Raw genomic sequence first — 24,723 nt, 5'->3', positions numbered from 1 at the left:
TTTTTATTTCTATAATTAGACAATTCATATAAATAGCATACTGAGATATTTAACAAGAAGATATTTTAATAATATCATCCTTATTATAATTAAGATTATTCTTTAAATCTTCCACCGTTAGCATTGTCACAGGGTCAAGCCAATTTGAAGCAATTTCTGCCAAAGGAATTAAAACAAAAGCCCTTTCTCTCATTAGAATATGAGGTATTTTTAAGTTAGGTAAATCAATAATTAAATTATCGTATAAAATAATATCTAAATCAAGGGTTCTTGCACCCCATTTTTCCTTTCTTTCTCTGCCAAATTGTAACTCTATTTCCCCTAAAAAAGATAATAATTGAGAAGGAGTGAAAAAAGTATTAATCGTGACACAACCATTGATATAATCAGGTTGAGACGGGCCAATGGGTTTTGTGCGATACCAACTAGAACATCGAATTAAATCTATTTGGGGTGCTGATTGGATAAAATCCACCGCTTTTTGTAAAGTATCTTTACTTTTTCCCAAATTACTGCCCAAAGCAATGGCAGATTTATACTTTCTGGTACAATGTTTAACTTCAGTAGCAATAGACACTTAAAACTGTTTACCTGTGCATTAAGATAATGTATCATTATTTCATATGAATGACTCTAGCTTAAGTAACACTGCCATAGATTTTGATAATCTCGATCCCTTAGATGCCATTGAGGATAAAGAACCCGAAAAGCCAGATCCTGATGTAATGCTAGGTTTACTTTCTAGCGACAGCTTACAAGAACAAATGGAGGGGGTAAGGGCTTTTTGCGAAATTTCTGATTCTAGGGCAATTCCCTTACTAATTGAATGTTTGAGTCATAATTGTCCTTTGATAAGGGTTAGTGCCGCCTACGCCTTAGGGAGAAACATAGATTCAACCACGGTGCAACCCCTAATTTTTGCCCTTCAAAACGACTGGAATGGTTATGTAAGAAAAGGGGTAGTATGGGCTTTGGGAAATAGTGGCGATCGCACCTCATTTGAACCATTACTCCACGCCTTGAAACATGATATAGCGGCCGTACGTCTTTGGTCAGCTAGTAGCATTGCCAACATTGCCAAATTAAACTACGAAGACACCATTACCGCCATTCCCTCCCTCATTACCACCTTAAGGCAAGATGCGATCGCCGCGGTACGCAGTAACTGTGCTTGGACATTGGGCAAACTATGCCAAGAACTACCCTTCAACGTAGTCTATAACACCGCCATTGATGCCCTCATCGAAGCCCTAGTGGAAGACGAAGACTTAGGGGTAAAAGAAGATACCAAAAGCGCCCTATTAAAACTAGGCGATCCCAGAGGCTTACAAATGATCGAAGAACTAGAATTTGAAGGACTAATTTAACTATACTTGTTGAACCTTAGAAATAGAAGAAACATTCGTTGTCCATTACTCCTTTCGTCATCCATTGCCCATGGCCTATTCCCCGTTCCCCTAACTAATTGTTAAAAAGTATTAAGAAAATGAAGAAAAATGATACCTGATACTGCACAATAGCATTCGGAAGGGAACATAACCCAAGCCAAATAAAAAAACCTAATCAATATAACAACTTTAAGTTATACTGATTCAGAGATTGACCCTAAAAAGTCAAACAAAATTTAAATACCAGAAACATCAAAAAACTGGTTTAATAAAAAAAACTATCTAAATTAATTTACTTGGAGGAATCCATAAATGAGTATCGTCACGAAATCTATCGTGAATGCTGACGCAGAAGCACGTTATTTAAGCCCCGGTGAACTAGACAGAATCAAATCCTTCGTTTCCTCTGGTGAAAGCCGTTTAAGAATCGCTCAAACCTTAACCGATTCTCGTGAGCGCATCATCAAAGAAGCAGGCGATCGCCTCTTCCAAAAACGCCCCGACGTAGTTTCTCCTGGTGGAAACGCTTACGGCGAAGAAATGACCGCTACCTGTTTACGTGACATGGACTACTATTTACGTCTAATCACCTACGGAGTAGTAGCAGGTGACGTTACCCCCATCGAAGAAATTGGCTTAGTTGGCGTAAAAGAAATGTACAAATCTTTAGGTACTGACATTGGCGCAGTAGCTCAAAGTGTACGTGAAATGAAAGAAGTAGCTACCTCCTTAATGTCTGCAGAAGACACTTCAGAAGCAGCTTCCTACTTCGACTATGTAGTCGGAGCATTACAATAGGTTTTACCCCTAAATCCGTAAACCTATCGAGTCTAAAAATCTTTTAGTCCTGCAAAACTAACAAAAAGTCAATTAATTAGAAAGGAAAATAACCATGCAAGACGCAATTACTGCAGTAATCAACTCCTCCGACGTACAAGGTAAATACCTTGACGCTAACGCTTTAACCAAATTAAAAGGCTACTTCCAAAGTGGTCAACTCCGTGTTCGTGCTGCTAGCGTAATCAGCGCCAACGCCGCTACCATCGTAAAAGAAGCTGTAGCTAAATCCTTATTATACTCCGACGTAACCCGCCCCGGTGGAAATATGTACACCACCCGTCGTTACGCTGCTTGTATCCGTGACTTAGACTACTATTTACGTTACTCCACCTACGCTATGTTAGCTGGTGATGCTTCCATCTTAGACGAGCGCGTATTAAACGGTTTAAAAGAAACCTACAACTCCTTAGGAGTACCCATCAGCTCCACCGTTCAAGCTATCCAAGCTATGAAAGAAGTAACCGCTAGTTTAGTAGGTGCTGACGCTGGTAAAGAAATGGGTGTTTACTTTGACTATATCTGCTCTGGCTTAAGCTAAAACTTAAGGCTTGTAGATAAGGTAAAACCTTAACCCACAGGTTAGGAAAGTCAGGAGTAAGTGCCAGTTTGACTTAAAACTTAGTTAATTTAGTATTGACTCTTGACTCCTAACCGTAGCTTTTCGATTCATAAGAAAGAATTACATATATATCTCTCTCAATATAAAAAAATCCGCTTAAAAAATTTTTCCACAAACAAGGAGACTACCTCACATGAGAATGTTTAAAGTAACGGCTTGTGTACCAAGTCAAACCAGAATCAGAACCCAAAGAGAATTACAAAATACTTATTTTACCAAATTAGTTCCCTACGATAACTGGTTCAAAGAGCAACAAAGAATTCAAAAAATGGGTGGTTCTATTGTTAAAGTACAATTAGTAACCGGCAGACAAGGTACTAACACTGGTTTACTTTAATAACTTGTTAAATAAAATTCAGGGGGAAAAAATAATGAAATTCTCCCCAATAATTAAGGGATGTTTTACTTATGAGCGTCCCTATTTTTTATGGGAAAACTATGGAAATTAACTATTTATCATTGCCTATTTCCCATATTCAGTAATAGTTATGCTTCTTTTACTTCATAATTAAAAGGAAAAGAACTTTGTAAATTAATTAACTCATCTCGATGAGCTTGAATAGTAATAACAGTTTGCTTTTTTTCCTCCTCATTAACCACATCATCAATGCGAAAAGCAACTTCCTCAACTCTCTTTGCACCACGCCAATAAAAATAACCTGCCACGGGAGAGAGAATAATTAAGCCAATAAACCAGTTAATCTGTGGATGAAATAACATTTCCAAGACAAGGGAAAAAGAAAATAAACCGCATCCTGCTAAAAAACTAAGAAACACCGCTAAAAAGATACTAGGAGAAACTAAACCTTCTAAAGTAACTTTATTTCTCTCTCCATCGATCGCCTTTACTTGGTAAGATCGTTGTTGAAAGTAGTCCCGAAGATATGCCAATATACTATCCTCTGTTTCAGGGCAACAAAGAGTGACAATTTCAGTTCTATCCTTAATACTGCCACGAATAAAAAAGAATAGACCAATCATCAATAAAACAGTCAAGAAAAAAGTAGAAACCATAAAATCTAAAATATAAGATATAAGATAGCTAAAATTTATTGTATAGCACCAATGACTTAAACAATGCAGAATTGGGAATGATAATAATATTGGCGTTGCTGATTTTAAGTATGATTTATTGTTGAGGAAGGGAACGGTTATAATATTTAGAAGTCTTAGTTTTTAGTGTAATTCAACTATATTTCATACCATAACCCGTACAAAGCCAAATAACGAAATAGTAAAAATAATCAACAATTAACCTTTTTATTATCAATTATCAATTAATTATCCGTGGCACAAAAACAAAAATTTCCTCATCTTTTAGGCTCAAAATGGACATCAACCCAAAAAACATGGGGTTGGAGACACTTTCAAGTGATAAACCGTAAAAATCAAGATAAATGGGTGTTTGCAGAAATGACGGCATCCTGTGATGATAACGTACGCTTTTGGATTAACGCCAAACAATTAAAAGATAGAGATTTATGGCTACCGGGTTGGAAAACCTTAGAAGACATCAAAGAAATGGAGTAATGGCAAAATGCTAATCTTGGTATCTTTTAAAATAATTTAAGCTACTTGCCCCAAAATTAAATCAATAATTTGATGACTAAGGGAAAACTTAGAAGATGGTTTTAAGGTTGTTTTTTGTCCATCAGCATTAATAAATATAGCCTCATTGGTATCGCTACCAAAACCCGTGTTTATTTTATCAATGGGATTAGCAACGATCGCACTTAATCGTTTACGAGTCAATTTATCCAGTGCAGGGGTGACAATATCCCCCGTTTGAGCAGCAAAACCTATTAAAAGTTGTTCTGGTTGCCGTATTTTTCCCAATTTTGCCACAATGTCTGTTACCGTGTCCAATTCTATATAAGGGGGTAAATTCCCTTTACTCAACTTGGTTTTATAAAATTCCCTTGGTTTCACATCCGCCACCGCACTAGCCATAATCGCCCAATCTGAGGTAGGAAAATTACTCACCATGGCTTTTTCCATTTCTTCGGCGGTAGTCACGTCAATAAATTGTAGGGGAGGAAGATTTTTTAACAACTCAGGGGCAACATTTGCACCAACCAAAGTAACCTTTGCCCCCCGATGATGACAGGCAACGGCAAGGGCGATGCCCATTTTACCAGTGGAAGGGTTACCGATAAAACGCACGGGATCAAAAAATTCCCTTGTGCCTCCTGTGCTAATTAAAATATTTTTACCTTTTAAATCTAGTTTTCCTTTGGTGTGTAGTGCGGATTCTAAGGCCATTAAAATTTCCTCAGGCTCTGCCATTCTGCCTTGCCCAGTGCGATCGCACGCTAATAAACCCGTATTGGTATGGAGGGAAAAAAAACGATTATTTTGCCCTAAAAGTTCCCAGTTAGCTTGTACCGTTGATTGTAGCCACATTTCTGTGTTCATAGCGGGGGCTATTGCTATGGGGCAATTAGAAGCCAGAACCGTATTAGTTAAGAGATTATCCGCCATGCCATGGACTAATTTAGCGAGGGTGTTGGCAGTGAGGGGGGCAATCAAAATTAAATCCGCCCATTCTCCTAAGCTAATGTGTAGGGGGCGAGGGTGAATGGGTTGCCAAAAGTCTGCGTCGGTGTAAGCCTGTTTTCGGGCGAGGGTGGAAACGGTGAGGGGAGTAATGAACTTTTGGGCAGATTCGGTGAGGATTACTTCTACTTGCGCTCCCTGCTGAAACAATTGGGAGATTAACCCACATACCTTATAAGCGGCGATACCTCCCCCAATACATACTAAAATTTTCTTGTCTTTAAAAGATTGTAAAAATCCTTTATGATTCGTCATAGGCTTCGATGTCGAGGAGATAAAAATAAGGTTCGATTAAATCTTCACGGTGAAATGCGATCGCCCTTAGTTTATGCCAATCTTGTAAACTTTCAAAGGGAGTTTTATAATCATCATTTTCCAATCTTGTGGCAATTTCCGCAACATCTTCTATGGTCATAGTTGCAAAATCCTTGTCGGTATATGTTAATGTTGTCATAAATCAGCCTCCGTACATGGTTTTTTTGTTTACCCCAACTACATTCTAACTTGATTTGGTTTTCTTCCCAAAATGTACAAGAATGTTAACAATTTCAGAATAGGGAATGGGGAACGGGGAACAGGGAACGGTTATAATATTTTGAAGTCTTAATTTCTAGTGTCATTGAATTATATTTCATATCATGATTAAGCAATACCCGAAAATATAATGCAGATCACTGATAATCAAAATGGTACGATAAGTCATATTGGGGAAGTCATTGAAACTTCTACCACAGAATTTTTGGCTCAATGTTTAGAGCCAGAAGAATTAGCTTTTCCCATGATGCCTCCCTTTGGTAGTTGGGTAAAAGCGGTGGATAATCAGGCGGGAAATAAAATTTATGCCATCGTTACCAATGTCACCACTGCCCCCATTGATTCTATCCATCGGGCAAGGGCTTTGGGGTTATCTTTAGAAGAATTAAAAGAGCAACAACCGCAAATTTTTGCCATGCTAAAAACGGAATTTCGGGCGGTAATCATCGGTTTTGAAACCCCCCCACAGGGTAATAATGGCGTAAATCCTCCCCATGGACGTATTTTTCAATATTTACCCCCTCGCCCTCCCCAAATCCATCAAGGGGTGTTTAGTTGTACCACTGAGGAAATAACGAAATTTACGGAAAATCCTGATTTTTTGCGGGTTTTACTTCAAGTTAATAATACTCCCATTGAATCCCTCACCGCAGCTACCCTTAGGGAAGTATATAATATTCGAGGGTGCGATCGCCCTTGGTTAATAAAAGCAGGAAGGGTATTGAGTGTTTTATTAAAAAATGATTACGACAGTCTTAAGTTTATCCTTGGACAAGTCAACGTGAGAGACAATTGACAATGGACAATTAACAATTGACAATAAAGGGAAAAGAGGATTCACTCATAATCATAAACCATTGAAAACGGTTCCCCGTTGCCTATTCCCTGTTCCCTTATCGAAATATTAATTTATTTAACGAGAGGGGGAGAAAAACTGAAACTCCCTTATAATGTTATGTTGCCAATGTTTTGATGAAAAACTTTTATAAAAAATGCCCTTATATAACTTAACAAATCGTCCTCGCCGTCTGCGTCGCACTTCAGCATTACGGGCGATGGTACAAGAAACCCAGTTAACTGTTAATGATTTAATTTATCCCGTATTTGTGATGGAAGGGGAAAATCTCAAACAAGAGATTGTGTCGATGCCTGATTGTTATCGTTATAGTCTTGATTTATTGATCAAAGAAGTAAAAGAGGCTTATGATTTAGGTATAAAGGCGATCGCCCTTTTTCCCCTCGTCACCGATGACAAAAAAGACAACGAAGGCACCGAAAGCTATAACCCCAATGGATTAGTACAACGCACCATCAAAGCCATTAAAGCAGAAGTACCCGAAATCACCATTATCACCGATGTCGCCCTTGATCCTTATTCCCCATTCGGTCATGATGGTATCGTGGTAGATGGAGAAATTCTCAACGATGAAACCGTGGCGGTACTCGCCAAAATGGCAGTATCTCAAGCCCAAGCTGGGGCGGATATGGTTGCCCCCTCCGATATGATGGACGGTAGAATTGGGGTAATTCGTGAAGCCCTTGACGAAGAAGGGTTTACCCATGTGGGTATCATTGCTTATTCTGCCAAATATGCTTCTGCCTATTATGGCCCTTTCCGTGATGCCCTCGAATCCGCACCCAAATTTGGCGACAAAAAAACCTATCAAATGGACATTGCCAACTCCCGTGAAGCCATTACGGAAGTAGAATTGGATATTGCTGAAGGTGCAGACATGGTAATGGTTAAACCAGCCCTTGCTTACCTTGATATTATTCGTCAAGTGAGGGATTATACTAATATTCCTGTGGTTGCCTATAATGTTAGTGGTGAGTATGCCATGATTAAGGCAGCAGCGGAGAAAGGTTGGATTGATGAGAAAAAAATCGTCCTTGAAACTCTTACAAGCATGAAAAGAGCAGGTTCGGATTTAATTTTAACTTATTTTGCTAAGCAAGTAGCTTTGATGTTGAAATAGTTATCAAGGGGAATTAGGATTGAAATTCACCCGTTAAATTAAGGATTATAACGAGGAATTTTTGTTTATTTTTACATAATAATATTTTCCTAATTTCCCCACTTTTTAATTAATTATATGGTGTGATAATTTTTTAAACAAAACATAATCCTAAACATAGTAATAAACCGCTAATAAAATGAAAATTGACGGCAATAAATTTACTATTTTTAATTTTTTCTGGTTGGGCGTGATATTTATTAACATGGTTTATTAATTGATAGGCAACGGGAAAACTAAACCACACTAATAAACATTGTTGGGGTAGTTGCCCTGTTAATACAAAAATTGTACTAAGTATATAAACAAGAAAAACAGAAATTATCAACACATTTGCCCCTGTTTTTGTGCCTAGACGCACGATGGGGGATTTTTTTCCCGCATTAGTATCATCTTGTACTTGGTGAAAATGGGAGCAAAACAGAATAATTGAGGTAGAAATACCGATAATGGTTGATGCAATTATAGAATTAAAGGAAAATGACTGATTTTGACTATAATAGGCAGATGCGATCGCCATTGGACCAAAAGTAAAGAAACAGATAATTTCCCCTAATCCTTGATAACCAAGACGAAAAGGAGGCCCTTGGTAGGTATAACCTAAAAAACAACTGACAAGAATAAGCCATAATACCGTCCAATCTTGTTGCCACCAGTTGATAAGAAAAATACCTCCCAAACCAAGGATTAAGATAATATTAGCAATCCAGAAGACAAGGGCTTTATTTCCCGTCAGATTAACCACAGAATGATGTTTATTAACGTCAATGCCTGTATCTGCATCAAAAACATCGTTAGTGAGATTTAACCAAGCAATAATGGCGATCGCACTTAATAAAAAAGTGATATAAATAGAAAAATTAACAGTACCCGTAGAAAAATAAGCTAAAGCAGTACCAAAACTAATGGGAATTACCGCCACGGTGTACATAGGAGGCTTAATGGCCGCTAACCATAGTTTTTGTTTTGTGTCTGCCTTAGGAGGGGTGATAGGATTAGTAATCGTCATGGTCAGTGATATTCGGTAAAATAGACAATAATTAAAAATTGGTTTTTTTATAGTTATTAATCTCCGCCACAGCGGGGCATATGATTAAAACCAGATTTTAGTTAACATTTCTATAGATACCATCAGTTATCCTCTGAGGTTAACAATTTAATATAAATATTTATAATTTTAAGTGTTATGCCGGTCATTCCCGATAACCATTTTTTAACCGATTACTCTCAAAAACTCCAAGAATTAATTTTTTTCTCCCATCCTGTGCAGGATAACGATCAGCAAATTGTCTCTATTTCTCAAGAAATAAGCCCTGTGGATTTATTAGTTTTTCTAACTATGTTAAAACCTAAAAATCAGGTTTCTTTTTATTGTGAGAATCAAAGAAAACAAGAAGCTGTGGTTGCCATCGGAGCAATTAAAAGTTTAGAGGTTAAAAATGAAAATGGTCATGGGGGAAATGGCGATAATCGCTTTATACAATGTGAACATTTTATAGAAGAAAATAAAGATAATATTATCTTTGAAGATAATATAGACAGCCAAAAAATTCCTTACTTTTTCTCATCATTTAATTTCTTAGAACATAGCTCTGATAACTATCAAGCCTTCCCCCAAGCCAAAATTTTTATTCCCCATTTACAGTTAGTAAAAAAAGCTAATAATTATCTAGTCATTGTCAATACTTATCATGGTAAAAATTCTCCAGAATTAAACTTAATTAAGCAATATTTAAAGCAGGATTTTAGTCAAAATATTCTTCATTATTATCATCGTTTTCATCATGATCAATCTTACCCGTCTAGTTATACTTTAGAAAGATCAGACTACCATTATTTTACCGATAAAGTTAATCATAGTCTAAAGGCGATCGCCTCTGACAAATTAACCAAAATTGTCGTTGCCCACGCCCTAGAAATTAAACTAGAAGAAAACTTTAATATCATTAAATCCCTAACCAACCTCCGAGACAATCACCCCGACTGCTACATATTCTGTGTCGGTAACGAAAAAGAAGAATTTTTTCTTGGGGCAAGTCCAGAAAGACTATTATCCATACAGGATAGACAATTAGTCACCGACGCCCTCGCAGGTTCAGCACCAAGGGGCAAAAGCGACTATGATGATAGTTTATTAGGGGAAAATCTGCTTAATAGTGAAAAAGAAAAAAGAGAACATCAGTTTGTTAGTGATTACATCTTCGAGCAACTTTCGGTTATGGGATTAAACCCCAAAAGAGCATCATTACAGCTATTAAAATTATCTAATATTCAACATCTTTGGACTCCCATTTATGCAGAAATCATCGGCGAGTGTAACCCCCTAGAAATTGTCGCCCGATTACATCCTACCCCCGCTGTGGCAGGTATTCCCATTGATGTAGCCTGTGCAGAGATTGAAAACTATGAAAATTTTGATCGCTCTTTATATGCTGCCCCCATTGGTTGGTTAGATACTAATGGTAATTGTGAATTTATCGTCGGTATTCGCTCGGCACTGATTCAGGGTAATCGTGCTAGATTATATGCCGGGGCTGGAATTGTCGCTGGTTCAAAACCAGAGCAGGAGTTAACCGAAATTGAGCTTAAATTTCAAGCTCTTCTACAAGCCTTGGTATAGAGAATGAATAAAAATGACATCCTAAAAGAATATCAAGAAGGAAAAAGGGATTTTACATCTCTTAATCTTGATGGGTTATCCTTTAAAGGCGAAAATCTAAGTGGAGCAAATTTTAGTCAATGTTCTTTAAAAAATACGAATTTTAGCTATGCAAATCTTTCAGACTGTCAATTTAAACAAGTCACAACAGGAATACAATTCAATCACATAATTATTATTTTATTAATTTTTACACTCTTTTTTATAATAATTGGAATTGCTATATTCATCTTAACGATTAGCAATCTTTATATATTTTCTGATGTTAACTCCACATCAATAATTTTTGGACTTTTTTTTCTCATACTCTCTTTTATTAGTATCTTTTTTTTACCTTTTCACTTATTTAAAACAACTATAGTTAAACTATTTATTATTCCCTTTTTTTTAGGATTGATAGGCATTATTACAGGTTTTTTACTGGGAATGAGTCACTTACCCTTTGCTTTAACTCTTAGCTTAATAAACGGTTTTACAAACCTTAGCACAGGTTGCGTAATAGTTTTAATGTTTATATCTCTAGGAAGTGTTTTTGTTGTTTTTAATATGATTATCACTGGATTTTATGGTATTTTATCAATCTTTATAGCTTTTTTAATGGCTAATTTTTTTAATTTTGCTTATACTCAAACAATTAGTTATGGAATAGTATTACTCTTAATTAGTAGTTTATTTACCATAATTATATTTACCAAAAAAAATCAATATTCTCATTTTTTTAAACTAACAAAATTTACAATTTATTGTAGTGGCACTAAGTTTTGTTATGCAAACTTAATTAACACAGACTTTAACAATAGCTACCTAAAATATATTGATTTACGTCATAGCAATTATAAATCTGCTAAGAATATGAATTTAAATGATAAATTAATACTGAATTAGTTCACAATTCCACATATCAAAGTCATCATAAATACTTTAAAGAATAAATTATTTTTTTAAAAAAGATAAATCGTTCCTTTTACTGCTTATATGTTCTTGTAAAAATAGGTAAATTATTCTGATAATTAATTTCATAAGTAGAAGTTTGACCTTCAATAGTTAAAATACGATCTTTAATATTAAGATTATTTCCACCGTATAAAATACCCTGATTAATATTATTTTTTTGTAGTTGATTATTAACTAAAATTTTGGGAATATCAGAACTATGATTAGTTATAAAAGTTAAGAAAGAATGATTAGGCGATACAAACTCAATTATGCCATTATCTAATTCATCTAAATTAAGTTGAGATTTATTGATAATATCATTTTGAAAAACATTAAAATTATCATAGTTAGAAGAATCTTCTGCAACTAATAAAAAACCCGCTGGATTGTCTAAATTAGAAAGACTTTGTAAATAACTTCTACTGCTGTTTTCTAAGGAAATAATTTCAGCATCTTGATTAAGAGGAAAAATGGCTAAATAAGTTTGATTAGCATTTAGAAAAAAGATATTATTTCGTTCCTGTATTATGGTATCCGAGGGGAAAGAAACATAATTACCTATTTTATATTGACCATTAATTTTTTTGATAGGATAATTAGACTGAGGAATAAGATTTTGTAACTTTTGAGCTAATAAACTTTGGCAAGTATTACCACATTTAATACCTATTAATAACGTATCAATAAAAGTTCTTAAAGTTTGTCTTTGAAAATCTCTTTTGACTATTTCAGGAACGACTGTTTTTTGTAATAAAACATTTTCATATTGTGAATAATAATCAAAGGTTGTTTTACCTACTCCATTTTTACTCCTATTATAAAAGGAATTTGCTCCTGTAATAACCTTTGTTGATTGGTTATTTTCAGAAAAACTAACTAATTTCCAGCTAACTACCTGTTCACCACTAGAAACGATAACACTGCCAAGAGTATAACTATTTGCTATATAAAAAAATTCAGGAATATTAACATTAGAAAAATCATAAGTAGCTTTATAGTTGTGGTAATAAGTAGGTAAATTAATATTTTTTCTTGCCAATTCTAATGCTTCTTGAGGGGGGCGATAACTGCTAGTAACGGCATGAATTAAAGGCAAATATTGAGGCCAATTAAAAAAAGATTCATCTTCAGGAATATAATGACTAAACCAAAACCAATTTAGAAAATCAGTCTCGCTTTGAAAACTTTTTATTGCCCCTCCGCCCCTTTGTTCAGCACCTCCATAAACTCCATCAGAATATTTTAAGGCCATTACCGAAGAGTAGTAATCTAACATTGCTTGAGCAATTTTTTTTATCTCTTCATCTTCTGCAAAATCATAGATATTAAGCCAACCAATTATATTGTAAATTGTATAGGTGCTAGAATCCCATTCCGCTGTACCAACTCGATAGGTTGTTTGAGCTTTTTGTCTAATCCAATTTTCTGTTTTTTGTTGTTTTTCTTTTGCCCTTGGATATTGACTATTTTCTGTTTTTAAGGAGAGAAGATAACCGCTAGTTCTAATCATATTAACAAAATTTTCAGTCCCTCCTGTATCCCAAAAATTATAATTAGTGTTCAATCTTTGAGGATGAAAAATAAAGTCTAAATATTGATTTTTACCTTTTTTTACTTGTTCATTATTATTATATTTGTATATAATTCGAGTAATTCCAGGGGAAGCAAATGCTTCTCTGTTGATATAAAAACTCTCTGGGCTACGATTGGTAAAACGTTCTATTTGGCTAGTAGTCCAATCGGGGTCGATATTTTTTTCTAGGTGCGCAATAATTGAGGGGAAAGCATATTTTTCAAAGTCTCCTTCGGAGGGGATTTTCTGACTTTGAGCTAGTTTATTAATGACTAGATTTGCTTTTGTTTGGAATAGTATTTCTTCTTGTCTTTCTTCACTATGGCCGGGAAAAGTTATAATTCCCCATAAGGAGAGGGAAAGGGTTAATGTTGCTAAAAAATAATATTTTTTAACTGGATTATGTTTTGATAACAACATTATTTTGTGTAGTGATGTTTGATTAAGTTTTACGATAACTTGATCTTAATTGATCGTCGGTCTATTGCCCATATAAAGTTTTGTGGTGGGTTTTCATTGTCATTAAAACATATAATCGAGGTAAGCCGAAAGTAACCCATCACCGTAAAATAAGGCAATAATTGCACCTACCACCAAAAAGGGGCCAAAAGGCATAGGTTGCCCTTTCTTTAAACCTCCAAGGGCGATCGCACCTAGACCAAAAAAAGTACCCACAAAACAAGCCAAAAACCCTGTTATAAGAACATTTTGCCACCCTAACCATACCCCAATCATAGCAACTAATTTGGGATCTCCTCCCCCCATGGCAGGTTTACCAAAAACAAAAGTTCCAATAATTAAAATGGCATCAAATAACCAGATACCAATCACCGCACTTAAAATAGCAGTGAATAAAAATTGACTCGCCCCCGCAACCCCATTATGGATAAATCCCAAGACTGTTTGAAAAATTAAACCCACCACCAACCCCGTTTGCGTTAAAACATTAGGCAAAGTCAAAGTATCAAAATCAATAAGGGCAAGACTAATTAACCAACTAACAAAGATAAAATAACCCAAAGTTAACCAAGAAATACCGAATTGTAAAAAAATTAATACAAACAATACCCCCGTTATCGCTTCTATCAGAGGATAGCGAAAAGAAATGGAAGTTTTGCACCAACGACACCTCCCCCCCAACCATAACCAGCCAAAAACAGGGACATTTTCCGTCACCCCTAAAGGATGTAAACAATGGGGGCAACGGGAAGGGGGATGAATTAGGGAAATTTTGGCAGGGAGGCGATAAATAACGACGTTGAGAAAACTACCGATACAAGCACCTAATACGAATACGATTAAATTTACCAAATAAGGGGCGATATACACTTTTAATTAATCACAAAGATTTATTTTGAACCTAAAAACAATCTATAGGCTAATTTTATCTTGATTTTATCTAAGCAAAGCACGAAATACCTTCAGGAATATTATCAAATATTTATTGATTGACTACAAGAAATAAGATTAGAGCTATTTAGATTAACAATTGAAGAAAATGTTACCATTATTCTTGTTAAAGCATCTCTATATATTCAAAATCCCATTCCCTTCTTAGAGTACAAAAAAATAATGATGATTCATATCTAATAGGTATCCATCTGTGGCAAGAAAAAGTAAAAAAAAATCACCCGTGATAAAAGGTATAGTGTGGGGAAGTACCCTAATTTTAACCGCAGGGCTTTCCGCTATGGTGGGAATGTCAGTGGCGTTAAATAGCCCATTGCCCTTTAATTTAGACGCAATTTGGCAAAAAATAGACGGAGTCAGACAAGCTGGTTTAAGTGCTTTATGGCAAAGAAAACTACAACAACCCGTTAATATATTAGTCATGGGGGTTGACATTCAACCAGGAGTTGATGCAAATTCCGAGCAACGATTTTCCGCCCGTAGTGATACTATGTTATTAGTCCGCTTAGATCCTAGTAATGATAGTTTAAGTATGTTATCTATTCCTCGGGATACTAGGGTTAGATTTCCTAATGGTAGTTGGGATAAGATTAATGCGGCTAACGCCATCGGCGGAATTGATTTAACCATTAGGGTATTACAAAATAACCTCAATGATGTTCCTGTTAATAGATATGTACGCATCACCACAGAATCTTTTCAGGAATTAGTTGATGCGGTGGGGGGCGTTGATGTTTATGTACCCATGGATATGGAATATACCGATCGCACCCAGGGATTATATATTAACCTAAAGGAAGGACAACAGATATTGAATGGAGATCAAGCAGAACAATTTGTAAGATATAGGGGAGATAATTTGGGGGATATTGGTAGGGTAAAAAGACAACAAATTATATTAGAAGCCATTAAAAATAAATTACAATCTCCCATGGTTATTGTTAGATTACCTCAAATTTTAAAAGTGGTGGACAAAAACGTTGATACCAACTTAACCAACGGAGAAATTATAACCCTGATGTCTTTTGCTAAAGGATTAGAGCAAAATGGTTTTAATACTACCCTCCTACCCGGGCGCGCTAGTCAACCATGGGAATATCGTCTTAGCTATTGGTTAATCTCGGAAAATGAAAAAAATCAAGTAATTCAACCCTATTTAAATCGATAAATTATTTGGGGAATGGGGAATAAGATAGACAGTATAATTGAGTTTAATATCTGCATTTTTAAAATATTCCATGAATGAAAATAATTCTACTAAAAATATTTTTCCCATCTCTCCTCTAATTAGAATTACTTTACTAAGTTTATATTTTGCCCTAACTACTCCCTTACCCTTTTTAGCTAAAACCACAACCTTGCCCATTCCTCAATGGTTATTTTGGCTAGGTTTAGTCATTGGGGCTTTTTTAGTTTATACCGTAATGACAGAAAGGGTAATTTTAGACGAAGAAGGAATTAGGGTTACATATCCTAAATGGGCCAAACTCATTTGGCGTAGGGGTTGGAATTTGCCATGGAAAGAAATAAAAGCCTTAAAAATGCGTACCACAGGACAAGGGGGTATGGTATATTACTTTACCACGGATAAGGGCGATCGCGCTTATTTATTACCCATGCGAGTGGCGGGATTTGCCAAAATGGTGCGCATAGTACAAAGTAAAACAGGCATTGACACCACCGATATATATCCCCTTGCACAACCTTGGATGTATTTTTTTCTCCTTGGTTTTACCTTCTTTTTACTCTTAATCGATGCTTGGGCTATTACCACTGCCATAACCATGGCATAAAAAAAGGGGGTAAAATTACCCCTTTATTTCTCGGTGAAATATTCTTACTCTTCGGTTTCCTCTTCATCCTTGGTAGGATAAACAAAACTGTTGGAGTTACCAGTTAAAACAGATTTACCTAAAGATAAGGCTTTCTCCGCTTGGAATTTAGCTTTTCTTTTCCAATGTGCCTTGCGTTGATCTCTTTTTGATTTAGACGTTTTCTTCTTTGGTACTGCCATATCTTTTAAATAATATTTATACTTAAATTTTTACATTTACACAACCCTACTATTTTAACCATAGTTGTTATATCATGGCAATTATAATGGTAGTAATTCATTACAAGGTGAGACAACTGCGAGGATAAAATCTATTGATAACGAGTTATCTAAATTTGATCTCAATTCTAAACTGGTGGAGTACCCATTATCCATTATCTATCATTTCCCCATGGTCACGACTCCATTTTTCAATAAAAGAATCCGCTAAAGAAGCTCCCATGGGTTTAGAATAATAATAGCCTTGACCATAATCGCAACCCATATCCCTTAAAATTTGCTCCTGAATAGGTAACTCAATCCCTTCGGCAATCACATCAAGGGATAAATTATGAGCTAAAGATACAATGGCTTCCACAATAGCATTACGAGGGGTTTTACCATTAATAGACTCAATAAAAGCTCGATCAATTTTAAGAATATTAAAAGGTAAAGTATGTAAATAACTCAAGGATGAATAACCCGTGCCAAAATCATCCAAAGATATTTTTAAATTACGATGTTGAATATTATCAAGAATATATTTAGCAGTGTGGAAATTATCCATCAAAACACTTTCCGTAATTTCTAATTTAAGTCTATTAGGATTAACCCCTGTTTCCATTAAAAAATGATCTATTTTTAACAAAAAATCATCCTCTAATAGTTGTTTACTAGAAACATTAATGGCAATGGATAAATTAAGATGGGGATATTTATCTTCCCATATTTTACCTTGACGGGCAGCCGTGCGAAATATCCAATCTCCTAAGGAAATAATTAAACCATTTTCTTCGGCAAGGGGAATAAATTTTACTGGGGAAATAAATCCTAGGGTGGGATTAAACCAACGAATTAAGGCTTCAAAACCTGCTATTTTTCCTATTTTTAAATCAATGATTGGTTGATAAAATAATTCTAATTCGTCATTTTCTAATGCTTGTCTGAGATAAGATTCTAGTTGTAGTTTTTCGACTAATTCTGTGTGCATAATAGGCTTAAATAATTGATAACAATTTTTGCCCATGGTTTTGGCTTGGTGCATGGTTAAATCTGCATCCCTTATCATTTCTTCGGCATTTTTATAACCAATGGAACTTAATGTAATACCAATACTTACAGAAGAAGCTATATAGTTATTTTCAAGATGATAGTTAGTATCACAAATATTAATGATGGTTTCGGCTATTTTTCGGGCTTGGTTAGAGGATTCTAAATCCTCGAGGAGAATAGCAAATTCATCGGCGCTGACACGGGCAACGGTATCTTTTTCGCTTACACAGGATGCTATTTTGCCACCAATGGTTGCTAAAAGTTTATCTCCAATATGGTGTCCGATGGTATCGTTTACTTTTTTAAAGTTATCAATGTCTATTAGTAGTATGGCACATAATTCGCTAGGATTACGATTGCACCTTTTAAGGGTTTGGGCGAGTCTATCGATTAATAGAAAACGATTGGCTAATCCTGTTAAGCTATCGTACATACTATTATGTAAGATTTGCTCTTGCATATTTTTAATTTCGGAAATGTCAACGATTTGTTGAATTAGTTGTAAAATTTCTCCCTGACTATTACGCAAAATGGTAATATCAACAATACTATGAATTACTGTGCCATTTTTGCTGATATATCTTCTTTCTTGACTATGTTGTTTTTGATTACTTTTAAGAATATTTTGTAGAAAGAAATAATTTTTAGAAATATCGTCGGGATGGTATAGTATTTTTTCGTGTTTATCAATTAATTCTGTGGCGGAATAATTTAATAGTTTAGATAAGGAATTGTTTGTTTTTTGAATAACGCCTTTTTCATCGGTAATCATCATTCCAATGGGGGCTAAGTCAAAGATTAGTTGTAATTCTTGTTGACTTTTTTTGAGGGCTTTTTGGGTTAAATATTTTTTGCTTATATCGGTTATTATACCGTCAATTCTAATGATATTATCACGGTCATCAAATACTAAATAAGCTCGATCTCTTACATATTTTTCCTCTCCATTGCAAGAGATTATACGATATTCTATATCATGGCTATTAATATCATTATCTAAGATCGCAATGTTTAATATTTTACTATAATAATCCTTGACTCTTTCTTTATCTTCAGGATGTACTAATTCTAACCAAAAACATCTTTTTTGAAAAAATAATGATAATTCACACTCATATAATATGGTTGCTGCTGTATTAATATAAATTAATTGTAATGTTTGAGGATGGATTGACCAAATTACATCTTCTAGGGAAAATAATACCCCTTTTAATCTTTCTTGACTTTCTTCTAAGGCGACTCTAATATGTTCTTTTTCTAATTCTTTTTCTTCGGCAACAATTACTTTTCCAATGTTATGGGCGATCGCCTCTAATAAGTATTTTTGTTCCCTAAAAAAATGTACATTATCTTCGGTATCAAAAAGGTGAATTGTGCCATAAATTTTACCATTAATCCAAATAGGAGTAGCTAAATAATTTGTTACCCGAAAGTTGTTAATAAAATTATTTTCTGTGAGGGAATTAAAATGAATTGATAAGCCATTATAAAGGGTATCTTTTTGATAACATACTTCTTGGGAAAGAATATTAATTAAAGAATTATCTTGGTCAAAAAATATAGTATCTGAAAAAGAAAAGTATTGACTAACGATGAATGATTTATATTCAGATAATTCCATAATTACCCCTATTTTCATGCCCAAAATATTACAAGCATTAATTAAACATTCCTGTAAATTATTATTAAGCTCATTATTTAGGTTATAATTTATTTGGTTGATTTTCTGTAATTTTTGTTCAAAAAGATTAGATTGTCCCGTTTGAATATTAAAAGATATTTGATCGTGATACTGTTCCGTAACATCTTTTTCAATGATGATAAAATTAGTTAAAATTTCTTGATTATAAATAGGATATAATTTAATTTCTCCCCAGTAGGTAGTATTATTTTCACGTTTTTTTTCAATAATAACTCTTGTTTCTTGTCCAAGGGCGATCGCACTTTCTAAATTACGTAAACCGTATTTTTGAAAATTTTTATCGAAAAAAGAAAGATAATTTTTTCCTAAAATACTATTTCTACTATACCCTGTTAATTTCAAAAAATAATTATTAACATATACGATAGGATAATTAACTTTTTGAGCATCAATAATAACGATACCATAATCATTAAAATTATTACTTTGTTCTAGTAAATAGAATATATTATTATCCCTAATAAAACTAGCATTTTGCTGTAATAATACAACTAAATCACTAATTAAATTAACAACATCATCATCAAAAGTATTTGGCTGTGAACTATAAAAACCTAATATACCTAGTTTTTCCTTACTTTCAGGATGAATTACGGCAAACATTGCCATGGAAACTAAGTTATTTTCTTCAAGGGGAAAAATAAAATTTAATTTAATTTCTTGTTTTAAGTTATCAACAATAAGATAACTATAGGGAGATTTCCAAAGATAAGCTAATTCATTATTCCCACTATTATTAATAACTAAATTTTTATATTTTTTCTTGTTCCAACCATCAATATATTTTAATTTAAAACAATTTTCCGTGGAATTATACTTAAAATAATAACAGTGATTAATATTCAATAAATTACCAATTATTTTTAAAATATGGCTATAGTAATACGGACTTTTTATGAGGGCAATATTCTTTGATTCTTGGATAACTGTATGTTGATAATGATATTTTTTACTTAGGGAGTCATTTTCCTCTTGAAAAGATAGAGCTTGATAGGACTTTAAATCGAGTTTGTGTTTTAAGATGAGTCGTTCCTTTTTTTCCTTAACAAAAAAGTATGCTAAAAAAAAATTAATGGTAAACAAAGATAAAATTAGTGACCAAAAAAAATACATAAAACAAAAAAATCTAAATAGGTAAAATAATCAAACTACAATCCATTAAACAAGGAATACTCTTTATTTTACTGATCCTTAACTGTTAATTTTAAAAAATAGGATATAAATTTAAGGACAAAAAACCACTATTATAAAAAAGACCTTTTCACTATTTTAAATCCCCATTCATGATTATTTTGTTAGAAATGGTGAACAATTATGGTTAATAATTATTAAACACATATTAATAATTTACTACATTCAATGAATTATAATTTACTCAAAGAAATTGCGATCGCATCTATTCAACAAGCATCAAAACTTTGTGAAGAAGTGAGGAAAAACATTCCCCAAGCCATTGAAAAAGAAGATAAAAGCCCCGTTACCGTAGCCGATTTTGGCTCTCAGGCCTTAATTTGTAAGGCATTGAAAGAGACTTTTCCTAATATACCCATTGTGGGCGAAGAAGATGCCACGGAGTTAAGAAAACCAGAATCAGGGGATACCATCAACAAAATCACAGATTATGTAAAAAATATTATTCCCTCTGCCACCACCGATGAAGTTTTACAATGGATTGACTATGGAAACGGTAAAGTAGGGGACTGTTTTTGGACATTAGACCCCATTGATGGCACAAAAGGGTTTTTACGTCAAGATCAATATGCGATCGCCCTTGCCCTTATTGTGGAAGGAGAAGTAAAATTAGGTTTATTGGGTTGCCCTGCCCTCAAATTAAGCCAAGGGGAAACAGGATGGCTATTTGTCGCCGAAAGGGGAAAAGGGGCTTATAGAATGCCCATAGCAGGGGGTGAAATGATTAAACAGAAAGTAGTAGATAAAGAAGATGTGAGTCGTTTTCGTTTTGTCGAAAGCGTAGAAGCCAGTCACGGTAATCAATCCTTACAAAATACCATTGCCCAATCCGTAGGTATTACCAGCGAATCCGTGCGAGTTGATTCTCAAGCCAAATATGGCATCGTTTCCTCAGGAGAAGCCGCCCTTTATTTACGCCTACCATCTCCAAAGTATCCTAATTATAGAGAAAATATTTGGGATCATGCCGCCGGGGCGATCGTTGTAGAAGAAGCAGGGGGAAAAGTTAGCGATATGTACGGTAAACCCCTAGACTTTGCCACCGCCTCCAAAATGAATGATAACCGTGGGGTAGTAGTCACCAACGGCATAATCCACGATACCGTTATTAACGCCATTCAATCCCACAATCAAAATTCCTAATTCACTTGAATTCGGGATAAAATTCATAGTCTTGTAAAGGCTTGAATAATTGACAATTGACAATGAATAATTGAAGTATTGTACCTTTACTCCCCATCTCTCGTACTCCTTATCTCCTAGCCGTACGGACGTACCATGGTACGTCCCCTACCATATTGAAAAATCACCAACAAAGGTTAATTAATAGTCACAGTGCGATGGGCTTCATTGGCAAATAAAGCACGGAAACCAGACTTTCTTTCCGCCTTTAATTCAGGAGTACGATTCCAAAGACTACCATAGAAAAAGAAAGCTACTCCCAATCTTTGTCGTCGCACCGCCAAGGTTTTATCCCGAATAAATTCGATGGGTGTAATGCGATTACCCAAACCCGTTAAAATTCCAATACCAACAGGTATCTTTGCCTTAGCTTCCCAAATTTCAGCCCCTGTGATTGTCCGATAAAAGGCCGTAAAATCCTCACGATATACTTGAACAATCAACTCATCAATTAAATCCTTACGCACCCAATCTAACCAATCCTGTAAAAAAGAATTATACGCCGTAGGATAAGGATTAGGGGAAATAGAAAGAATGGCATTGGGTTTTCTGGCCTTGATTTTTTGATCAAGTTGAGCCACAAACTGAGTTATTTTATCCGCCCGCCAGCGCATCCAGGCCCCATCCCGAAAATTAGTAGGAGGATTTTGGTTTGTCTCTTGTCGATAAAGATTTCTCGTATAGGAATCATAACCAAGGGTAACAGGTAATGCCAAATGATCATCAAACTGAATACCATCAATGTCATAACGGTTAACCACCTCCAATACCAAATCGGTGATAAATTTTTGCACCTCAGGATGGAAAGGATTAAGCCAAACTACCTGCCCCGCCGCACTGTTAGTGGTTTGACTACCATCTTGGGCTTGGGTTAACCAACTAGGATGCTTGAGGGCTAATTCTGAGGTAGGGGGCGCCATAAAACCAAACTCAAACCATGGTAACACCAACAATCGATGACGATGGGCTTCTTGTATTAATTCCCCTAAAGGCTCTTGTCCTTGAAATCCCCTATGGACAAAAGGCTGTATCCCTGCCCGTTGTGCCACTGTACTAGGATAAAGGGCATAACCCGAATTCCACACCACAGGATAAATAGTATTAAAATTGATGGAAGCCAAATTGGCGATCGCCTCTTGCATCTTCGGACGATCAAATAAAGTATCACTGTCACTGGTAGTAAGCCAAACTGCCCTAATTTCCGTGGTATTTTGCGAAAAAACAGGAGTTGTCCACCCAGCCCACAAAATAATACTAAAATAAGAAGCCAAAAATAAAGATAAAAGTTTCAGTCCACGGGAAGATAACCATGGAAAATTAAATGATTGTGAGATCATCGATAGATTATTGTCTATAAATAATAAAAATACAATGCACTTTATTCTATCAAGTTAATTTTTATTTCGCCCGAGACACAGTGAGAAATATTTGGCTAAGTTACCACGCACCATTAAAATAATAACTTGCTAAGAAGATAAATAAATCTGACTCTACTTCGGCTTAGAAGGACAGACAATATATTAAATTTTTATGATAACTGAACAAATATTTGGCAAAAAAAACCCCATCATAGGAGTTGTACATCTATTACCTTTGCCTACTTCTGCCCGTTGGGGGGGCAACTTACAAGCGGTAATGGAAAGAGCGGAGCAAGAAGCCACAGCGCTGGCGGCGGGGGGTGTTGATGGCATTATCATCGAAAATTTTTTTGATGCTCCCTTTACTAAGGATAAAGTAGATCCTGCGGTGGTAAGCGCCATGACACTGATAGTTGATCGCATCATGAGTTTGGTTACTTTACCCATTGGTTTAAATGTTTTACGTAATGATGCCATGACGGCATTGGCGATCGCCTCTTGTGTGGGAGCAAAGTTTATCAGAGTCAATGTCTATACGGGAGTCATGGCAACGGATCAAGGTTTGATAGAGGGTAAAGCCCATGAAATCCAGCGCTACCGCCGAGAATTAGGGCAGGATATAGCCATTTTTGCTGATGTTTTGGTCAAACACGCTCGTCCTTTAGGTACTCCTAATTTAACCAGTGCGGTAAAAGATACCATCGAAAGGGGATTGGCCGATGCTGTTATTTTATCAGGTTGGGCAACGGGTTTACCCCCCAATCTTGAAGATTTGGAACTGGCTCAACAGGCGGCTAAGGGTACTCCTGTATTAATCGGTAGTGGTGCAGACATAGATAATATTAGTGAATTGATGGGATTTGCCGATGGAGTGATTGTGGCAAGTTCGATTAAGAGAAAGGGTGATATAAATGAAACCATTGACCCTACTAGGGTATCTCAATTTGTGGAAGCGGCAGGGGAAGTTGTGGCAAAAAAGCCCGAAAAACAATGGACAATGGACAATTGAGAATGGACAATTGTTATCCTGCAACCTGAAACCTGACACCTGAAACCTGAAATTAAAAATAATTGCTAAAATTCAGATCTAAATAAAATATATAGAAAATATTATGATTCGTCGTCGTCGCAATGTACCGTGGATACAAAAACATTCACGTTTGATTATAGGTGCGATCGCCCTTGTGGGTCTTATATTAACCTCATACTTAACCATAACCTCCCTAAGTGGAGGAGAAGTTGTTTGCACAGGAGAAGAAGCGGGGGCTTGTGGTACTGTCTTAGATAGTGCCTACGCCTATCCCCTCGATCCTGCAGGGAAAACAGGCCCTCCCCTTAGTGTATTTGGTATGTTAGGCTATCTTACCATGGGTATTTTATCCCTAGCCCCCCTCGGAATTTCTTCAGAAAATCAGAAAAAATTAAGACAGAAATTAGAGGCTAATAGTTGGTTACTGATTCTCGCCCTTAGCTTTGCCATGGCCACCTTTAGCGGTTATTTAATGTATGTTCTCGCCTTTGAATTACAAACCGCTTGTTATTATTGTATTGGTTCGGCACTATTTTCCCTTAGTTTCCTTGTGATGACATTTTTAGGTCATGATTGGGATGATTTAGGTCAAATTTTATTCATCGGTGCTATTGTGGTTCTTGTCACCATTGTAGGGGCGATCGG

24 protein-coding genes are annotated in these 24,723 nt (G+C 35.4%); 14 read left to right on the top strand and 10 right to left on the bottom strand.

Features of this window, described 5'->3' with window-relative positions:
* Positions 1–49: 49 nt before the first annotated feature.
* On the bottom strand, positions 50–577 hold the full coding sequence (folK, locus tag IQ215_RS12680; RefSeq protein WP_193801782.1) for a 2-amino-4-hydroxy-6-hydroxymethyldihydropteridine diphosphokinase: 528 nt from the start codon (positions 575–577) through the stop codon (positions 50–52).
* Positions 578–623: 46 nt separating this feature from the next.
* Here folK and IQ215_RS12675 point away from each other — a divergent pair, with 46 nt between their 5' ends.
* The 4 genes from IQ215_RS12675 (at position 624) to IQ215_RS12660 (ending at position 3,184) form a co-directional block, all read left to right on the top strand.
* A complete protein-coding gene (locus IQ215_RS12675; RefSeq protein ID WP_193801781.1) occupies positions 624–1,367 on the top strand; it encodes a HEAT repeat domain-containing protein in 744 nt (247 codons plus the stop codon).
* 333 nt (positions 1,368–1,700) lie between these two features.
* Entirely contained in the window at positions 1,701–2,186 is a 486-nt protein-coding gene (apcA, locus tag IQ215_RS12670; protein WP_193801780.1) for an allophycocyanin subunit alpha, read from the top strand.
* A 94-nt stretch (positions 2,187–2,280) separates the two neighbouring features.
* Positions 2,281–2,766, top strand: coding sequence for an allophycocyanin subunit beta (apcB, locus tag IQ215_RS12665; protein ID WP_193801779.1), 486 nt, complete (start codon positions 2,281–2,283; stop codon positions 2,764–2,766).
* Positions 2,767–2,980: 214 nt separating this feature from the next.
* Positions 2,981–3,184, top strand: coding sequence for a phycobilisome linker polypeptide (locus IQ215_RS12660; protein WP_069789311.1), 204 nt, complete (start codon positions 2,981–2,983; stop codon positions 3,182–3,184).
* A gap of 149 nt (positions 3,185–3,333) precedes the next feature.
* Here IQ215_RS12660 and IQ215_RS12655 read toward each other — a convergent pair whose 3' ends face one another.
* Positions 3,334–3,861 carry a cofactor assembly of complex C subunit B gene (locus IQ215_RS12655; protein ID WP_193801778.1) on the bottom strand — a complete coding sequence of 176 codons (528 nt, stop codon included), beginning with the start codon at positions 3,859–3,861 and terminating at the stop codon, positions 3,334–3,336.
* 273 nt (positions 3,862–4,134) lie between these two features.
* Between IQ215_RS12655 and IQ215_RS12650 the strand changes: the two genes are divergently transcribed.
* Positions 4,135–4,377: a TIGR02450 family Trp-rich protein gene (locus IQ215_RS12650; RefSeq protein ID WP_193801777.1), complete on the top strand. Its 243-nt coding sequence runs from the start codon at positions 4,135–4,137 to the stop codon at positions 4,375–4,377.
* Between the two features lie 36 nt (positions 4,378–4,413).
* Here IQ215_RS12650 and coaBC read toward each other — a convergent pair whose 3' ends face one another.
* Together coaBC and isiD are read right to left on the bottom strand one after the other, a co-directional pair.
* A complete protein-coding gene (gene coaBC, locus IQ215_RS12645; RefSeq protein WP_193801776.1) occupies positions 4,414–5,658 on the bottom strand; it encodes a bifunctional phosphopantothenoylcysteine decarboxylase/phosphopantothenate--cysteine ligase CoaBC in 1,245 nt (414 codons plus the stop codon).
* Positions 5,645–5,857: a protein IsiD gene (isiD, locus tag IQ215_RS12640; protein WP_015222840.1), complete on the bottom strand. Its 213-nt coding sequence runs from the start codon at positions 5,855–5,857 to the stop codon at positions 5,645–5,647. Before isiD ends, coaBC begins: the two co-directional genes overlap by 14 nt.
* A 210-nt stretch (positions 5,858–6,067) precedes the next feature.
* Here isiD and IQ215_RS12635 point away from each other — a divergent pair, with 210 nt between their 5' ends.
* Both IQ215_RS12635 and hemB read left to right on the top strand, forming a co-directional pair.
* Positions 6,068–6,733: an HAS-barrel domain-containing protein gene (locus tag IQ215_RS12635; protein ID WP_193801775.1), complete on the top strand. Its 666-nt coding sequence runs from the start codon at positions 6,068–6,070 to the stop codon at positions 6,731–6,733.
* Between the two features lie 196 nt (positions 6,734–6,929).
* Entirely contained in the window at positions 6,930–7,913 is a 984-nt protein-coding gene (gene hemB / locus IQ215_RS12630; RefSeq protein ID WP_193801774.1) for a porphobilinogen synthase, read from the top strand.
* Between the two features lie 133 nt (positions 7,914–8,046).
* On the opposite strand, the gene menA is transcribed toward hemB, so the two are convergent.
* On the bottom strand, positions 8,047–8,961 hold the full coding sequence (menA, locus tag IQ215_RS12625) for a 2-carboxy-1,4-naphthoquinone phytyltransferase (RefSeq protein WP_193801773.1): 915 nt from the start codon (positions 8,959–8,961) through the stop codon (positions 8,047–8,049).
* 177 nt (positions 8,962–9,138) lie between these two features.
* Here menA and IQ215_RS12620 point away from each other — a divergent pair, with 177 nt between their 5' ends.
* A complete protein-coding gene (locus IQ215_RS12620) occupies positions 9,139–10,572 on the top strand; it encodes an isochorismate synthase (RefSeq protein ID WP_193801772.1) in 1,434 nt (477 codons plus the stop codon).
* A gap of 3 nt (positions 10,573–10,575) precedes the next feature.
* Entirely contained in the window at positions 10,576–11,496 is a 921-nt protein-coding gene (locus tag IQ215_RS12615) for a pentapeptide repeat-containing protein (protein WP_193801771.1), read from the top strand.
* A gap of 79 nt (positions 11,497–11,575) precedes the next feature.
* On the opposite strand, the gene IQ215_RS12610 is transcribed toward IQ215_RS12615, so the two are convergent.
* A complete protein-coding gene (locus IQ215_RS12610; RefSeq protein WP_193801770.1) occupies positions 11,576–13,540 on the bottom strand; it encodes a hypothetical protein in 1,965 nt (654 codons plus the stop codon).
* Between the two features lie 102 nt (positions 13,541–13,642).
* Positions 13,643–14,449 carry a prepilin peptidase gene (locus IQ215_RS12605; RefSeq protein ID WP_347239035.1) on the bottom strand — a complete coding sequence of 269 codons (807 nt, stop codon included), beginning with the start codon at positions 14,447–14,449 and terminating at the stop codon, positions 13,643–13,645.
* A 304-nt stretch (positions 14,450–14,753) separates the two neighbouring features.
* Here IQ215_RS12605 and IQ215_RS12600 point away from each other — a divergent pair, with 304 nt between their 5' ends.
* Together IQ215_RS12600 and IQ215_RS12595 are read left to right on the top strand one after the other, a co-directional pair.
* A complete protein-coding gene (locus IQ215_RS12600) occupies positions 14,754–15,698 on the top strand; it encodes an LCP family protein (protein ID WP_193801769.1) in 945 nt (314 codons plus the stop codon).
* A 70-nt stretch (positions 15,699–15,768) separates the two neighbouring features.
* The gene (locus IQ215_RS12595; protein ID WP_193801768.1) at positions 15,769–16,323 is read left to right on the top strand and encodes a hypothetical protein; all 555 of its coding nucleotides are present in this window, start codon (positions 15,769–15,771) and stop codon (positions 16,321–16,323) included.
* Between the two features lie 44 nt (positions 16,324–16,367).
* Here IQ215_RS12595 and rpmF read toward each other — a convergent pair whose 3' ends face one another.
* Both rpmF and IQ215_RS12585 read right to left on the bottom strand, forming a co-directional pair.
* On the bottom strand, positions 16,368–16,544 hold the full coding sequence (gene rpmF / locus IQ215_RS12590; protein ID WP_193801767.1) for a 50S ribosomal protein L32: 177 nt from the start codon (positions 16,542–16,544) through the stop codon (positions 16,368–16,370).
* Positions 16,545–16,731: 187 nt separating this feature from the next.
* A complete protein-coding gene (locus IQ215_RS12585) occupies positions 16,732–20,430 on the bottom strand; it encodes an EAL domain-containing protein (protein ID WP_193801766.1) in 3,699 nt (1,232 codons plus the stop codon).
* A 246-nt stretch (positions 20,431–20,676) separates the two neighbouring features.
* Between IQ215_RS12585 and IQ215_RS12580 the strand changes: the two genes are divergently transcribed.
* Complete coding sequence (locus tag IQ215_RS12580) at positions 20,677–21,651, top strand: 3'(2'),5'-bisphosphate nucleotidase (RefSeq protein WP_193801765.1); 975 nt, start codon at positions 20,677–20,679, stop codon at positions 21,649–21,651.
* A 176-nt stretch (positions 21,652–21,827) separates the two neighbouring features.
* On the opposite strand, the gene IQ215_RS12575 is transcribed toward IQ215_RS12580, so the two are convergent.
* A complete protein-coding gene (locus IQ215_RS12575; protein WP_193801764.1) occupies positions 21,828–23,027 on the bottom strand; it encodes a family 10 glycosylhydrolase in 1,200 nt (399 codons plus the stop codon).
* Positions 23,028–23,220: 193 nt separating this feature from the next.
* On the opposite strand from IQ215_RS12575, the gene btpA reads away from it, so the two are divergent.
* Positions 23,221–24,057 (top strand): photosystem I biogenesis protein BtpA, encoded by an 837-nt coding sequence (gene btpA, locus IQ215_RS12570; RefSeq protein ID WP_193801763.1) that lies wholly within the window; start codon positions 23,221–23,223, stop codon positions 24,055–24,057.
* A 103-nt stretch (positions 24,058–24,160) separates the two neighbouring features.
* On the top strand, positions 24,161–24,723 hold a 563-nt coding region (locus IQ215_RS12565; protein ID WP_193801762.1), incomplete at its 3' end, for a vitamin K epoxide reductase family protein.

The organism is Cyanobacterium stanieri LEGE 03274, assembly GCF_015207825.1.
GTDB lineage: Bacteria > Cyanobacteriota > Cyanobacteriia > Cyanobacteriales > Cyanobacteriaceae > Cyanobacterium > Cyanobacterium stanieri_B.
The sequence above is the reverse complement of the archived record's forward strand: the minus strand, read 5'-3'. Positions and strand labels throughout refer to the sequence as shown.